This window comes from Agathobaculum sp. (assembly GCF_022775115.1).
Lineage (GTDB): Bacteria > Bacillota > Clostridia > Oscillospirales > Butyricicoccaceae > Agathobaculum.
In genome coordinates this window covers 1-14,745 of record NZ_JALFLA010000038.1, presented here as the reverse complement: position 1 = coordinate 14,745, position 14,745 = coordinate 1, and the positions used below count along the sequence as shown (strand labels likewise).

General features: G+C 57.3%; 11 protein-coding genes and 1 rRNA gene. 1 reads left to right on the top strand and 11 read right to left on the bottom strand.

What is annotated here, in order from left to right; all coding sequences use genetic code 11:
- Positions 1 to 377 (bottom strand): 16S ribosomal RNA (locus MR935_RS05115); the annotation flags it as partial.
- A gap of 588 nt (positions 378 to 965) precedes the next feature.
- On the opposite strand from MR935_RS05115, the gene metA reads away from it, so the two are divergent.
- Positions 966 to 1,880: a homoserine O-acetyltransferase MetA gene (gene metA / locus MR935_RS05110; protein WP_290571643.1), complete on the top strand. Its 915-nt coding sequence runs from the start codon at positions 966 to 968 to the stop codon at positions 1,878 to 1,880.
- A gap of 58 nt (positions 1,881 to 1,938) precedes the next feature.
- On the opposite strand, the gene MR935_RS05105 is transcribed toward metA, so the two are convergent.
- From MR935_RS05105 to MR935_RS05060, 10 genes are all read right to left on the bottom strand, one after another.
- Positions 1,939 to 2,580 carry a redox-sensing transcriptional repressor Rex gene (locus MR935_RS05105; protein WP_290571641.1) on the bottom strand — a complete coding sequence of 214 codons (642 nt, stop codon included), beginning with the start codon at positions 2,578 to 2,580 and terminating at the stop codon, positions 1,939 to 1,941.
- A gap of 41 nt (positions 2,581 to 2,621) precedes the next feature.
- Positions 2,622 to 3,779, bottom strand: a complete 1,158-nt coding sequence (locus tag MR935_RS05100) for an isocitrate/isopropylmalate family dehydrogenase (protein WP_290571639.1) — start codon at positions 3,777 to 3,779, stop codon at positions 2,622 to 2,624.
- Between the two features lie 71 nt (positions 3,780 to 3,850).
- On the bottom strand, positions 3,851 to 5,773 hold the full coding sequence (locus tag MR935_RS05095) for an aconitate hydratase (RefSeq protein WP_290571645.1): 1,923 nt from the start codon (positions 5,771 to 5,773) through the stop codon (positions 3,851 to 3,853).
- Positions 5,774 to 6,056: 283 nt separating this feature from the next.
- The gene (gene tsaD / locus MR935_RS05090; protein WP_290571637.1) at positions 6,057 to 7,082 is read right to left on the bottom strand and encodes a tRNA (adenosine(37)-N6)-threonylcarbamoyltransferase complex transferase subunit TsaD; all 1,026 of its coding nucleotides are present in this window, start codon (positions 7,080 to 7,082) and stop codon (positions 6,057 to 6,059) included.
- A gap of 57 nt (positions 7,083 to 7,139) precedes the next feature.
- Positions 7,140 to 7,814 carry a hypothetical protein gene (locus MR935_RS05085; protein ID WP_290571635.1) on the bottom strand — a complete coding sequence of 225 codons (675 nt, stop codon included), beginning with the start codon at positions 7,812 to 7,814 and terminating at the stop codon, positions 7,140 to 7,142.
- 85 nt (positions 7,815 to 7,899) lie between these two features.
- On the bottom strand, positions 7,900 to 8,346 hold the full coding sequence (gene rimI, locus MR935_RS05080; RefSeq protein WP_290571633.1) for a ribosomal protein S18-alanine N-acetyltransferase: 447 nt from the start codon (positions 8,344 to 8,346) through the stop codon (positions 7,900 to 7,902).
- Positions 8,347 to 8,357: 11 nt separating this feature from the next.
- Positions 8,358 to 8,789: a low molecular weight protein arginine phosphatase gene (locus MR935_RS05075; RefSeq protein ID WP_290571631.1), complete on the bottom strand. Its 432-nt coding sequence runs from the start codon at positions 8,787 to 8,789 to the stop codon at positions 8,358 to 8,360.
- 20 nt (positions 8,790 to 8,809) lie between these two features.
- Positions 8,810 to 11,443 carry a DNA polymerase I gene (gene polA / locus MR935_RS05070; RefSeq protein WP_290571629.1) on the bottom strand — a complete coding sequence of 878 codons (2,634 nt, stop codon included), beginning with the start codon at positions 11,441 to 11,443 and terminating at the stop codon, positions 8,810 to 8,812.
- 167 nt (positions 11,444 to 11,610) lie between these two features.
- On the bottom strand, positions 11,611 to 12,372 hold the full coding sequence (gene spo0A / locus MR935_RS05065) for a sporulation transcription factor Spo0A (RefSeq protein ID WP_290571627.1): 762 nt from the start codon (positions 12,370 to 12,372) through the stop codon (positions 11,611 to 11,613).
- Positions 12,373 to 12,638: 266 nt separating this feature from the next.
- Positions 12,639 to 14,171 carry a recombinase family protein gene (locus MR935_RS05060; protein WP_290571625.1) on the bottom strand — a complete coding sequence of 511 codons (1,533 nt, stop codon included), beginning with the start codon at positions 14,169 to 14,171 and terminating at the stop codon, positions 12,639 to 12,641.
- Positions 14,172 to 14,745 lie beyond the last annotated feature (574 nt).

Below are 14,745 nucleotides of genomic sequence, written 5' to 3'. Positions count from 1 at the left end.
TCCCCACTGCTGCCTCCCGTAGGAGTCTGGGCCGTGTCTCAGTCCCAATGTGGCCGTTCAACCTCTCAGTCCGGCTACTGATCGTCGCCTTGGTGGGCCGTTACCCCGCCAACTAGCTAATCAGACGCGAGCTCATCTAAAGGCGATAAAATCTTTGACAGTTTGCCGATGCCGACTTACTGTATTATGCGGTATTAGCAGTCGTTTCCGACTGTTATCCCCCTCCTAAAGGCAGATTGCTCACGCGTTACTCACCCGTCCGCCACTAAGTTAAGAATTCCATCTCCGAAGAGATTTCCAAATTAACTCCGTTCGACTTGCATGTGTTAGGCACGCCGCCAGCGTTCATCCTGAGCCAGGATCAAACTCTCTAAATTTTGTATCGAAAGAGCCCAAGCTCATTCAATCGACTTTAGAGTCTGACGTGTCGGTTTGTTTTTAGTGGGGTTCCGACACCCACCGATTTACCAAGAGTAAATTACTCTCAGAATTTCAGGTTCGCACTACACACTTTTCAAGTGTTTCGCTTTCTCGTTGTTTAATTTACAAGGTACAATCACTGCCGGATGCCGCAAGGTCAAACGCCTCTTGTTCTCCGTGACAGCTTATTTAGTTTACCATACTTCATTCAGTTTGTCAAGAACTTTTTTTAATCTTTTTTCAAGATTTTTGAGCCGTTACCCGACTTTTCTGAACTTTTCCGGTATCCTCCGCCGCCGAAGCAGCTTACTCAGTATACCAAACTCCTTTTCGTTTGTCAAGAACTTTTTTCGCTCTTTTTCAAACTTCTTCGTTCAGCCTACCGCTCCGCTCCAGACAGCTTATTCAGTATAACGGCTTGCCGCAGAAATGTCAACGGTTTTTTTCATTTTTTCGCAGATTTTTTCGAGGACTTGTGAAAGCCCCCGATCTCTGCTATAATTTTCAATATCATCCCTCATTCTTATCGCAAAGGAGGCGTTGGCTTGCCGATCAAGATATCCGATAGCCTGCCCGCGCGTGCGGTGCTGGAAAGCGAAAATATTTTCGTCATGACCGAGCACCGCGCCATGACGCAGGATATCCGTCCGCTGCGCATCGCGCTGCTCAATCTGATGCCGCTCAAGATCGTGACCGAAACGCAGATCCTGCGCTGTCTGTCCAACACACCCATCCAGATCGAGGTCGACCTGATTCAAACCCAAACCTATCAGTCCAAAAACACACCCGAGGATCATTTGCTCACCTTTTATAAGTGGTTTGATGATATTCGCGGGCAAAAGTACGATGGTTTCATCATCACCGGCGCGCCGGTTGAGAATATGGCGTTTGAGGAGGTTGAATATTGGGACGAGCTGGTAGAGATTATGGACTGGACGCGGACCCATGTACACTCCACGCTGCACATCTGCTGGGGCGCGCAGGCCGGCCTGTACCACCACTACGGCATCCCCAAATATCCGCTGCCGGAAAAAATGTCCGGCATCTTCAAGCATCATGTTCTCTGCCCGCGCGAACCGTTGATGCGCGGTTTTGACGATGTGTTTGCCGCTCCCCATTCGCGCCATACCGAGGTGCGCGCCGATGATATCCGCGCAAATCCCGCGCTGACGCTGCTGGCCGAATCGCACGAGGCAGGTGTGTATATCGTGGAGGCGATGGGTGGCCGCCAGATCTTTGTGCTGGGGCACGGAGAATACGATTCGGACACGCTCAAAAACGAATACGAGCGCGATCTGGGCAAGGGTATGAACCCCACCGTTCCTAAGCATTATTTCCGCAACGACGACCCCAGCGACCAAATCCTTGTCACATGGAAGGCGCACGCGCACCTGTTTTATACCAACTGGGTCAATTATTATGTCTATCAGACCACACCTTACCTGCTCGACAAGCTTTGACCTTTGTTCGTTTGCATATGGCAAACCCCGCCGCTCAGCCGAGCGACGGGGTTTTTGTTCATTTTTTCGTATGCATATGGATCAAGTGGCACAGCGTCATCAGGCTGTCCGACAGGTGAACGTTCTCCACCGGCACGCCCAGCCCCTCCAGATGCAGATCCTCGCCCGTAAAGTTCCACAGGCCGCAGATGCCGTGATCGACCAGATCGCGCGCCATCTCCGGCGCGAGCCTGCGCGGCAGCGCCAGCACAGCCACATCCGGCTTGTATTGATCCAGAAATGTATACAGCGTGTCGATCGGACGCACCTCATGCCCGCCGAACCGTCTGCCGACAATGTCCGGATTGGCGTCAAACGCGCAGAGCAGCACAAAGCCGCTGGCGGTAAAATCAAAGTTGTTGAGCAGCGCCCGTCCCAGATTGCCCGCGCCGATGAGGATGGCAGTGCGTCCGGCTGGCAGACCGAGGATCGAGCCTAACTCCTCCATCAGCTTTTCCACATTATAGCCATAGCCCTGCTGGCCAAATCCCCCGAAGCAGTTGAAATCCTGCCGTATCTGCGAAGCGGTCAGCCCCATGCGCGCAGCCAACGCGCGCGAGGAGATGCGCTGCACCCCTTCGGCCTTCAGCTCCGAGATATTGCGGTAATACCGCGGCAAGCGCTGCACGACCGCTTTCGAGATCTCTTGTTTGCGCTCCACAGATATTCACCCTCTTATCCTGTGCATATTGCGGCCGTTTATCACAGGCCCGCGATCGTCTCAAGCACGTGGTTGGTAAAGTCCTCGGCTGTCGCGCCGGTGTCCCGCCCGGTGATGACGTACTTGCGCTCCTCAACCATGCAGATGTCGAGCGCACGGTCAAGCTTGCGCGCCAGCTCGATCTCGCCGATATGCTCAAGCAGCATCACTGCAGCGCGCAGCATCGAGGACGGATCGGCATACTTGGCGCGTCCCTCCTGCACCATGCGCGGCGCAGAGCCGTGGATGGCCTCGAACATCGCATAGCGCTTGCCGATGTTGGCCGAGCCGGCCGTGCCCACGCCGCCCTGTATCTCCGCCGCCTCGTCGGTGATGATATCACCGTACAGGTTGGGCAGCACAACGACCTTGAAATCGCGGCGGCGCTTGTCATCCAGCAGCTTGGCGGTCATGATGTCGATATACCAATCGTCAAACTCGACCTCCGGATACTCGGCAGCCACCTTCTGGCAGGTATCGAGGAACTTGCCGTCGGTCGTTTTGATAATATTGGCCTTTGTGACGCAGGAAACACGGTTTTTCCCGGTCTTGCGCGCGTAATCAAAGGCCAGACGGGCGATGCGCTCGCAGCCCTGCGAGGTCGCCACGGTAAAGTCGATGAACAGATCGTCGTCTATCTGCACACCCTGCGAGCCGACGGCGTAACCGCCCTCGGTGTTCTCGCGGTAGAACGTCCAGTCGATGCCCAGCGCGGGCACCTTGACCGGGCGCACGTTTGCAAACAGGTCGAGCGCCTTGCGCATGGCCACGTTGGCCGACTCGACGTTCGGCCACGGGTCGCCCTTGCGCGGGGTCGTGGTTGGCCCCTTGAGGATGACGTGGCAGCCCTTAAGCTGCTCAAGCGTATCGGGCGGGATGGCGCAGCCGAGTGCGGCGCGGCGTTCGATGGTCAGCCCGTCGATGACGCGAAACTCGACCTTACCGGCCTTTACCTTGTCGGCCAGCAGCACTTCGAGCGCGTGCTGCGCCATGCCGGTGATCATGGGGCCGATGCCGTCGCCGCCGCACACGCCGATGATGAGCTTGTCAAGCGCGGCGTAGTCGATAAAATCCTGCTGCGCCTTCATATCGGCAATGCGCCGGCGCTGGCTCTCGACCACCGCTTCAAATTTTTCCAGAATGGACGGGTCAATGGACATGGGTATAGCCTCCTATTATTTGATATGATTGCAGACAAACAGCTCCGCCGTCGGAGAAAGACGGGCGGGCATTATTTTGCCTGCTGCTTGGCATAGTTGAGTGTGCCGCCCGCCAAAAGCGCGCCGCGCTGGCGCGCGGACACCTCGCAGTCGGCCTTGAAGGTCTTGCCGCCGCAAACGACCGTGACCTGCGCGCCGCTCTTTAGCTCATCGCGCACATGGGGCAGCGCGATCTCGTCCAGCAGGCTGATGGCGTCGTAGTCGGCAGGGTCGGCAAACGTCAGCGGCAGGATGCCGGAGTTGATGAGGTTTGCCTTATGGATGCGCGCGAAGGATTTGCACAGCACGGCCTTTACGCCGAGGTACAGCGGCACAAGCGCCGCGTGCTCGCGCGAGGAGCCTTGTCCGTAATTCGCGCCGCCAATGATGATGCCGCCGCCCTGCTCCTTGCAGCGCGCGGGAAAATCGGGATCGACGTTGATAAAGCAGTAGTTCGCGTAATACGGCACATTCGAGCGGTACGGTAGCAGCTTTGCACCCGCCGGCAGGATGTGGTCGGTGGTGATGTTGTCCTCGGTCTTGAGCACGACCTTGCCGGTATAGCAGTCCTCAAGCGCCTTGCCCAGCGGGAAGGGCTTGATGTTCGGCCCGCGCACGACCTCGACCTCGTTCGGGTCATCGGCGGGTTTGACGATCATGTTGTCGTTGACCGCAAAGTGCGCAGGTGTTTCGATCACGGGCATCTCGCCCAGCGTGCGCGGGTCGACTAAGTGCCCGGCCAACGCGGATGCCGCCGCGACCTCGGGCGAGACTAGGTAGATCTGCGCATCCTGCGTGCCTGAGCGGCCTTCAAAATTGCGGTTGAAAGTACGCAGCGACACGCCCGCGGACTCGGGCGACTGCCCCATGCCGATGCAGGGGCCGCAGGCGCACTCCAAAATACGTGCACCGGCCGAAATGATATCGCTCAGCGCGCCGTTGGCCGCCAGCATGTTGAACACCTGCATCGAGCCGGGGCTGATCGTCAGCGAAACGTCGGGATGCACGGTCTTGCCCTTAAGAATGGCGGCAACCTTCATCAAATCGTCGTAGGAGGAATTGGTACATGAGCCAATGCAGCACTGGTTGACCTTGATCGGCCCGATCTCGGTGACTTTTTTGACGTTGTCGGGCATATGCGGCATGGCGGCCAGCGGCTCGAGCGCCGACAGGTCGACCGTGTACTCCTCGTCGTACACCGCATCCGGGTCAGAGGCCAACGGTACCCAGACCTCCCCGCGCCCCTGTGCCTCCAAGAAGCGGCGGGTCACCTCGTCGGACGGGAAGATAGAGGTGGTCGCGCCCAACTCGGCACCCATATTGGTAATGGTCGCGCGTTCGGGCACGGACAGCGTGCCGACGCCCTCGCCCGCATACTCAATGACCTTGCCCACGCCGCCCTTGACAGTCATCTGCCGCAGCACCTCAAGGATCACATCCTTGGCCGCGACCCACGGCCGACGCGCACCGGTCAGGTTGACGCGCACCATCTTGGGCATCGGTATGTAGTATGCGCCGCCGCCCATGGCCACCGCAACGTCCAGTCCGCCCGCGCCGAAGGCCAGCATACCGATGCCGCCGCCGGTCGGGGTGTGGCTATCCGAGCCGATCAGCGTTTTGCCCGGCGCGCCGAAGCGCTCCAGGTGCACCTGATGGCAGATGCCGTTGCCGGCCTTGGAATAGTAGATGCCGTGCTTTCTGGCAACCGAGCCGATATACTTGTGGTCGTCCGCGTTTTCAAAGCCGGACTGCAGGGTATTATGGTCAATATAAGCGACTGAGCGCTCGGTCTTGACCTGATCGACGCCCATCGCCTCAAATTGCAGATAGGCCATCGTTCCTGTTGCGTCCTGCGTCAGCGTCTGGTCGATCCGCAGGCCGATCTCCTGCCCTGCGGCCATTTCGCCGTCCACCAGATGCGCTTTCAGGATCTTCTGCGCAATTGTCATACCCATTTGTGTTTCCTTCGCTCCTTTATTCTCCACACGCGGCGCATTCGTGCGCGCCGCGCCCCGCCGCGCGGGCGGGTCGGTTGCGGCTTCCACAGCCTTCTCCACGCCGCCCGGCGGCGGCGTGCCCCAATCATAAAAAAACAGAAGCGGCTTGTGCATTGCATAAACCACTTCTATTTTACAACATCTAACTGCGTTTGAAAAGCCTTTTTCCTATGGCAACACCGCATAATTTGGCAAGCCCGGCCTTTGCATATTGCATAAGCCGCCGTTTTGCGGCGCTGCCCTAATGCTTCTGACAGATATTTTCACCGATATCGGCGGTTGCAAAGGCATTCTGCAAGGCTGTGCCGACATTGCCCGCCAGATATTCATAATACGCCTGACTGCCAATCATGGCGGCGTTGTCCCCGCAAAGCGAGAGCGGCGGCAGATAGAGCGAAACGTCCATACGTGCCGCCATTTTCTCCAGCGCCGCGCGCAAAAAGGAGTTGGCCGCCACGCCCCCCGCGCAGACCACGCGCCGCGCGCCCGTCTGCTCGACCGCCCGCGCAAGGCGCGGCACCAGCGTCTGCACCACCGCCGCGCAGAACGAGGCCGCAAGGTCGTTCGGGGCGATCGGCTCGCCCTTTTGCGCCGCGTTATGCGCCAGATTGATGACCGCGGTCTTCAGGCCGGAAAAGGAGAAGTCCAGCGGCGCGTCCTTGATCTGCGAATCGGGCAGCTTATACCGACCGGGGTCACCGGTCTGCGCCAGCTTGTCTATCTTTGGCCCGCCCGGATAGCCGACGCCCAGCACACGCGCGACCTTGTCGAACGCCTCGCCCGCCGCGTCATCCCGCGTACCCCCGAGGATATCAAACACGGTGTAATCGCGCACCATGACCAGCTCGCTGTGGCCGCCCGAGGCGATCAGCGTCAAAAACGGCGGCGCGAGGTCGGGATAGGCCAGATACGCCGCCGCGATGTGCCCCCGGATATGATGCACCGGGATAAACGGCTTACCCAGCGCAAACGCGAGCGCCTTGCCGAAATTCGCGCCGACCAGCAGCGCGCCGATCAGCCCGGGCGCGCAGGTGGCCGCGACCGCGTCGACCGCGTGCTTGTCCATGCCCGCGTCGGCCAGCGCCCGCTCGGTCACGCGGACGACGGCCTCCATATGCCCGCGCGAGGCAATCTCGGGTACGACACCGCCGTACAGCGCGTGGGTGTCGATCTGGGTGTCGACCACACTCGATAAAATTTTCCGTCCGTCCTCTATGACGGCGGCCGCCGTCTCATCGCAGGACGATTCAATGCTCAAAATTCTCATTTGGTCGCTTCTTTCGTCTCTTTTATTTGCCCACGCCCGAATCAGGATACCGCCCGCCTATTCAGTCTTCGCCCATTCTGACTGCCAGCTTACTAGCATATGATGCACGACCTCGGGCAGCGGCGGCGCAATGCTGTCCCCAAAATCGGTGGCGTAAACCACCATGGCGTGGTACTGCGCATCGACCGGATAATAGCGGGTCTGTCTTGCCGTTTTGCCGTCCGCAGTCTCGCGGTCGTAGGCAATGATAAAGGTCAGCGGCTGCTCCCAGAGCGCTTTTTCAAAATTTTCCAGCTCGCCTGTGCCGTTTTTCGCGTTCTCCTCCAAAAACGCGAAAAACTCCTGCTGTATCTCAGGATCACGGTAGTCGATCTCCGGCAGCTCCCGCTCCTCCGCGCCCAGCGGCAGCTCAATGACGATATTGGAAGGCTGGCTGTCCAGATCGCGCGTGGTATCGGTAAAAAACATGGCGGTATAGCTGCCCATACCGGGCACCTCGTCCCAGTTTACGGGCAGCTCCATCGAGAACGGGCCGCTGGTAAAGCCGTGCGTCTCCCATGCGGGCACGTCCGCCGGTGCGGGCGAGGGCTGCACCGTGTCCGTCGCCGCAGGCTGCGCGGCATCCTGTCCGGCGACACTCGTCCCCTCCGCCACCTTCGGGTCGGCCCGGCAGCCGCCCAGCAGCAGAGCAAGCAGGGCTGCTGCTGCCCCTGCCATTAGTCTGTTTTTCATCGTGTCGCTTCCTTTCCTTTTGTCCGTCTTCTCGTTATCCTAATCCTATGAATACGCCCTCATCCTTTGTGCACACCCGGCGCCCTCACTCTAACGGAACGCAGCCGCGCTCCTCTTGTCCCAGCCACAGCGTCATCAGCACCGCGTCCTCGGTGGGTTGTGTATAGAAACGCCGACGCACACCGGCCGGACGAAAACCCGCGCCCTCATACAGCGCAATTGCAGGCGCGTTGGACGCGCGCACCTCAAGCGTGACAAAGGCCAGCTCCTGCCGCGCCGCCTGTTCGGTCAGCGCACGGAGCAGCGCGCGGGCGACCCCCTGCCGCCGCGCGGCAGGCAGAACCGCGACGTTTGTGATGTACCCCTCGTCCAGCACGGTCTGGCAGCCAACGTAGCCGACCGCCGCGCCCGCCCGCTCGGCTACGAGGAATATCCCCTTGCCCAGCTCCTCGCGCAGTGCCTGCTCGCTCCACGGCGCGCGAAAGCACGCGCGCTCGATCGCGGCCAGCGCGGGCAAATGGCCTGCCTCCATCCGGACGACCCTCATGCTTCCAGCCGCGCAATGATGTCGCGCACGCCCTTGTCGATCTCGTCCGCCGCGCGGCGGTAGGCCGCAAGGTCGCCGCCGAAAGGGTCGTCAACGTCCTCGGGCAACAGGGTGAATATCTTGTCCTGCTCCTGCGGAAACAGCTCGCACAGCCGGTCGTAATGCGCGCCGGTCATGCAGACGAGGTAGCGCGCGCCCTCGGCCATCCCGGCCGTCAGCATCCGTGAGCGGTGTGCCGCGATATCCGCGCCCAGCTCGCCCGCCGCCGTGACCGCATACTGCGAGGCAGGCGTGCCGTCCCGCGTGAACAGCCCGGCGGACGCGGCGGTAAGGCCGGTTTTCTCCTCACCGCCGTGCGCACGGAACAATCCTTCGGCCATGGGCGAGCGGCAGGTGTTGCCCGTACAGATAAAAATGATTTGCTCCATTGTGATGAAACCCCTCTTGCTTACTTGGTGTCATACCAGCTATGTCCCGCCTTGGCCTCGGCCACGAGCGGCGCGTCCATCGGGAACGCCGCCTCCATCTCCTCGGTCAGCAGACGCATGGCGTGCTGCTGCTCGTCGACCGGCGCTTCGAGAATCAGCTCATCGTGTACCTGCAAAATCAGGCGGCTTTGCAGCCCCTCACGCCGCAGGCGGTCGGCCACGCGCACCATAGCGATCTTGATGATATCGGCCGCCGTGCCTTGGATCGGCGTGTTCATTGCCACGCGCTCGCCGAACGAGCGGATGTTAAAATTGCTGCTTTGCAGCTCGGGCAGCGCGCGGCGGCGGCCAAACAGCGTCTCCACATATCCCTTTTCTTTAGCCGCAGCCTTGATCTCCTCCATATAGCGGGCAACGCCCGGATAGGTCTCCAGATAGGAGTCGATAAACGCCTTGGCCTCCTTGCGCGTCACGCCGATATCCTGTGCAAGCGAAAAATCCGAAATACCGTACACGATGCCGAAGTTGACCGCCTTGCAGGACGAGCGCATCTGCGGCGTGACCTCGTCAAGCGGCACGCCATATACCTTGGCGGCGGTGGCGGCGTGGATATCCTGCCCGGTGCGGAAGGCTTCGATCATGTGCTCATCCTGCGAGATATGCGCCAGCACGCGCAGCTCGATCTGCGAGTAGTCCGCGTCGATCAGCACATGTGTCTCGTCCCGCGCGACGAACATACGGCGTATCTCGCGCCCCAGCTCGGTGCGCACCGGGATGTTTTGCAGGTTGGGATCGGTCGAGGACAGCCGCCCGGTTGCCGTCACAGTCTGCTGGAAATGCGTGTGTACCCGTCCATCCCGCGGGCTGATGACCTTGAGCAGCCCGTCCACATAGGTGCTCTTGAGCTTGGTCACCTGCCGGTATTCGAGAATATCCGGCACGATCGGGTGCAGGCCTGTCAGCTTTTCGAGCACCTCGACATTGGTCGAATATCCGGTTTTGGCCTTTTTCTGCGCGGGCAGGCCGAGCTTTTCAAACAGCACCTCGCCCAGCTGGCGGGGGGAGTTGATGTTGAACGCGCCGCCCGCGTGGGCGTAGATCTGCTCGACCAGCTCGGCGGTGCGCGCGTCCAGTTTGTCTCCAAAGGCGCGCAGCTGGGCGGGCGCGACCGCACAGCCGACCAGCTCCATCTCGGCCAGAATGTGCATCAGCGGCAGCTCGATCTCAAAATAAAGCTTGTGCATCCCGCAGGCTTCAAGCTTTTCCGCCGTCTCCGTATAGATCGCGCGCACCGCGCCCGCGTGCGCCGCGCAGGACTGCATCGTCTGCTCCTGCCCACCGAGCGGCGAAACCGCCGCAGGGTCGTCCAGATCGAGTGGGGGCAGCTCGGCGCCGCAATAGGCCAGCGCGACGCGCGGCAGGTCGTAGCCGGACTGCGTCGGGTCAAGCAGATACGCGGCCAGACAAGTATCGAACACCACGCCCTTTACCGCAATGCCGCGCGCCAGCAGCGCCGCTACGACCGGCTTTGCGTCGTGCAGCGTCAGCTTGACCGCGCCGCCAAACAAACGCGCCAGCAGCGCGTCCCACGTCTCCGGCGCAAAATCACCGGCAAAGAGCACGCTTGCTTCCTCGCCCGTCAGCAGACACAGCGCGCCCAGCGTTTCCGACGTAAGCGCGAACACCTGCTCGGCGCCCGCCAGCGCGTCCAGCAGCGTGTCGGCCTCGGTCGCGTCCGATACCCGGCGCACCGCCGCCTGCGGCAGACGGGGCGTGGCTTGCTCGGCCGACAAACCGAGCCGCTTGATGAAGTTTTTGAACTCGAGCCGTGTCAGCAGCGCATACAGCGCATCCTCGTCGGCCTGCGCCGCCGGGATATCTGCAATATCCAGTGCAAGCGGCGCGCTGCGGTCGATGGTCGCCAGCCAAAAGCTGTCCCGCGCGGACTGCTCGCCCGCCTCGAGCTTGGTGCGCGTGCCTTTTTTGATGCGCTCGTCGTCCAGATGCGCGTACACGCCGTCCAGCGTGCCAAAGTCATGCAAAAGCTGTAAGGCGGTTTTTTCACCGATGCCGGGCACGCCCGGGATATTGTCCGACGAGTCGCCCATCAGCGCCTTGAGGTCGATCAGGCGGGACGGCTCAAAGCCGTATTTTTCGCGGAAGGCCGCCGTATCATAGGTTTCGTAGGTGGTCTGCCCCATCTTGGTTGAAACCAGCCGCACCGTCGTTCCCCCGCCTATCAATTGCAGGCTGTCCCGGTCGCCGGTGACGATAACGCAGCTGTCCCCGTGCTCGTCCGCCCTGCGGCTGATCGTGCCGAGCAGGTCGTCGGCCTCGTAGCCCGGCAGCTCGACCCGCGTCACGCCCATCGCGTCGAGCACCTGCTTGACCACAGGCACCTGCGCGGCCAGATCGTCCGGCATACCCTTGCGCGTCGCCTTGTATGAGTCGAATCGCAGATGCCGGAAGGTCTTTTGCCGCACATCGAAGCAGACGACCGTGCGGTCAGGCTTTTCGTCGTCCTGCAGTTTGAACAATGTCGCCAAAAAGCCGTATACCGCGTTTGTCGGTAGACCCTCGTGGTTGGAAAGCTGCCGCACGCCATAAAACGCGCGGTTCAAAATGCTGTTGCCATCTATCACCATGATCTTCATGCTTGCTGCCCTCATTATTTCAGAAAATTTTTTCTTACCCTATATTATAGCCTATCCGCGTGTGCATTTCCAGCCCAATAGACAAATTCCTTTGCGCAAAGCAACGCTCCGCACCGCCGGGGGCACGGCGGCGCGGAGCGTTGTTCAGGTGGAGGGGATCTGTTCGGTCACGCGCCGAAGCGGAGCTGCAACCGCAGCCGGTCGGCAATCATGGAGATAAACTCCGAATTGGTCGGCTTGCCCTTAACGCCCGACACCGTGTAACCGAAATAGCTTTGCAGCGTTTCGATATCGCCCCGATCCCATGCGACTTCGATCGCATGGCGGATGGCGCGCTCGACGCGGGACGAGGTCGTGCGGAACTTTTTGGCAATTGACGGGTAAAGCACCTTGGTGATCGCGCTGACGGCCTCCATGTCCTCGACCGCCATCATGATCGCCTCGCGCAGATACTGGTAGCCCTTGATATGCGCCGGCACGCCGATCTGGTGGATCACCTCGGTCACGCGCACCTCAAGCGCCATCGCTTCCCCCGGCTTTTCGGCCTGCTGCCGGCCGGTGCGCCACATCCTGATGCGCTCGCACACCGTATCCACACTCATCGGCTTGCGCAGGAACATATCCACACCCAACGCAGTGCATTCCGCGCCCGCCTGCGGACTTGCAAAGGCAGAGAGGACAATGGTCGCCGGCGGCGACTGCTCCTGCTCACGCAGGCGGCTAAGCACCATGATGCCGTCCATCACCGGCAGCACCAAGTCGATGATGAGCAGATCGGGCTTCAGCTCGCCCACCGCCGCAAGCGCTCTTCCGCCATCCTCCGCGATGCCGACCAACTCCATGTCCTCCGCTTGTTCGACCGCCTCTGCTAAGCGGGCGCAATACTCTGCGTCGTCATCCGCAAGCAATACTCGAATTTTCTGTTCCATGTTGTCAATACCAGCCCTTCCAGCAAATTTGTTGTTTCCCCTGTCTGGCAATAATTTACCATATAATTCCAATTTTTTCAAGTCATTTATCAGAAAAGACTGATTTTTTTCCTGCCCGCTTTCGACGTGTCATCACAATATCGTGTGTTCTGCATGGTATTTCGCGCTAATTCGTCATTTCCTCCAACATTTTTTCAATGTTGATGGCATATCCGCAGGTCGGGTCGTTTACCAGCACGTCAGTACGACCATGATGCCAACGTTATCTAGATCTTCGGAAGTCTGGGGAACAAATCAATCACAACTTTACCATCGGGTTTCTTGCTATACTCAATTTTATAAAGTATTTCTTTAAGCAACGCATTCCGTTCCTTAGGCGACATAGTATCGTAGCTTTCCAAAAGATTTTCGGTAGCCGGAATTAAGTTTGAAGATATCTTATCAGTCTGTTCATATTTTTCCAGTGAAGTTTGCAGCACATTCTTTTGCTCCTGTACACGTGCAATCGAATTACCTATTTTTTCTTGGCGCATTTTGAATAGTTCAAGGGAATAAACGCCTTGTTCCACCATGTCATAGGCTTTTTCCATTTGGGAATTAAGCTTCTCAAGCTCGCCATCCAATCCGGCAATCTTTTTCTTGCAGATTGTAATATCCTCTGCAAAACCAATCGTCAAGATTTTCACCCTGTACCCCTTCAGCCACACCCGAAGAGCAGATATAATCTGCCTTTCAACGAGATCATAATTGCTGCTTCCGTTATGACAGTTTCTCTGGTTAACACATCGAAAACGTGGTACACGATAATGAGTGGTGGTTGTCCTACCTATGCGCTTTCCGCATTTCGCACAGTAAATAAGTCCCGCAAATGAATTTTCCAATGTAAACTCCTTGCGAACCTTTACTGATGGCTGCCGATTTATCCGAATTTCTTGTGCATTCCAAAAGGTTTTTTCACTGATTAAAGCTGGGTGGCGTCCATCAAAAAGTTGATAATCAGCAATGTTTTTTTTACGCTTAATATGCTTTTTGACGATTCCATTTTGGAATGTCTTAACCTGCTGACTCCAACCGCGCCGGATTTTCCCCATATATACGGGATTTGTCACTATGTTGGTAATAGTTGAATACGTCCATAAATCCCCATGACGAGTTGGTATTTTTTCGTCATTCAAGTAATTTGCTATGCTTTTTGTTCCAACATGGTGAACATACATATCAAAAACCTTTTTTATAACGGGTGCTTCTTTCTCATCAGGTTCCAAAGTAAACCCTTTTTCTCCCTCCAGCTTTACTCTGCGGTAGCCATACGGTGCAATACTGGAAATATACTTTCCTTCAGACGCGGAACTTTGCCGTCCCCGAACGAGCCTTCGATTAATTGTTTTATACTCTCTGCGGGACATAAACAAACCAAACTCGAAATACTCTTGATCGAATTCATTGTTAGGGTCATATGTTTTGCTGGGAGTAATAATTTTCGTACCAGAAAACTGAAATATTTGACTGATATACGCTTGATCCGCACCATTACCTCGTGCAAGTCTTTCCAGGTCTACGACAAGGACGCCTGTATATATTCCAGCATTTACCTCTTCAAGCATCGCTTGTACTTGAGGTCTTGCGGCAATTGATTCACCTGATACTACTTCATAGTATGTTTTTGCAATATGATACCCTCGATCTTTGGCCAGCTTATTCAAAATTTCTTCATGACGTTTCAGTGTTTCCTCTACACTTAACTCTGCATAATCACGATCAAAGCGGGACTTTCTCAGGTATAGAACATATCGCTCCATGTTTACCTCCTTTATTATCAGTATACATTTAGCACAACATGTTGTCAAACCATTTAACTTGCAAAAACATACCCATTTTATGCTTTTTCCTTATTTACAGCACGTTTTAATGCTCAAGTATTTTTTCTTTATCCAATCGTTTGTAATGCGCAGACACAATTTGGGATACATGTTTCATGCAGGTTTCAACAGAATCCACGCATTGGTCATCATGAATTCTTACAATACTTTGAGAATTTTCTTCGATATGACTTATCATTTATCTACACCTCACGATAAAGTTTCCACTATTATCCCCTATAGTATGTAAGCTATTCCCTCAAAAGAGGCCATCGGTATTCAGGCGCCGATGGTCGCTGTTGATCTGCTCATTTAACCCAGCGGGTTGCAACTTTCCGGCGCTTGCTTCATAGGCGCGCACCCATGCTATGCATTTATCAACGCCTCATGAAAGGCCATCACAGCTGGGAATGAAAATACAGTCTGTGCGTTAACCGCAGGATTTGCTAAACTGAAGTCAGCAGGTGTAGTCCGGTTGCACCTTGGTGGATTTTCACCCCGTTTGTTCAACGTG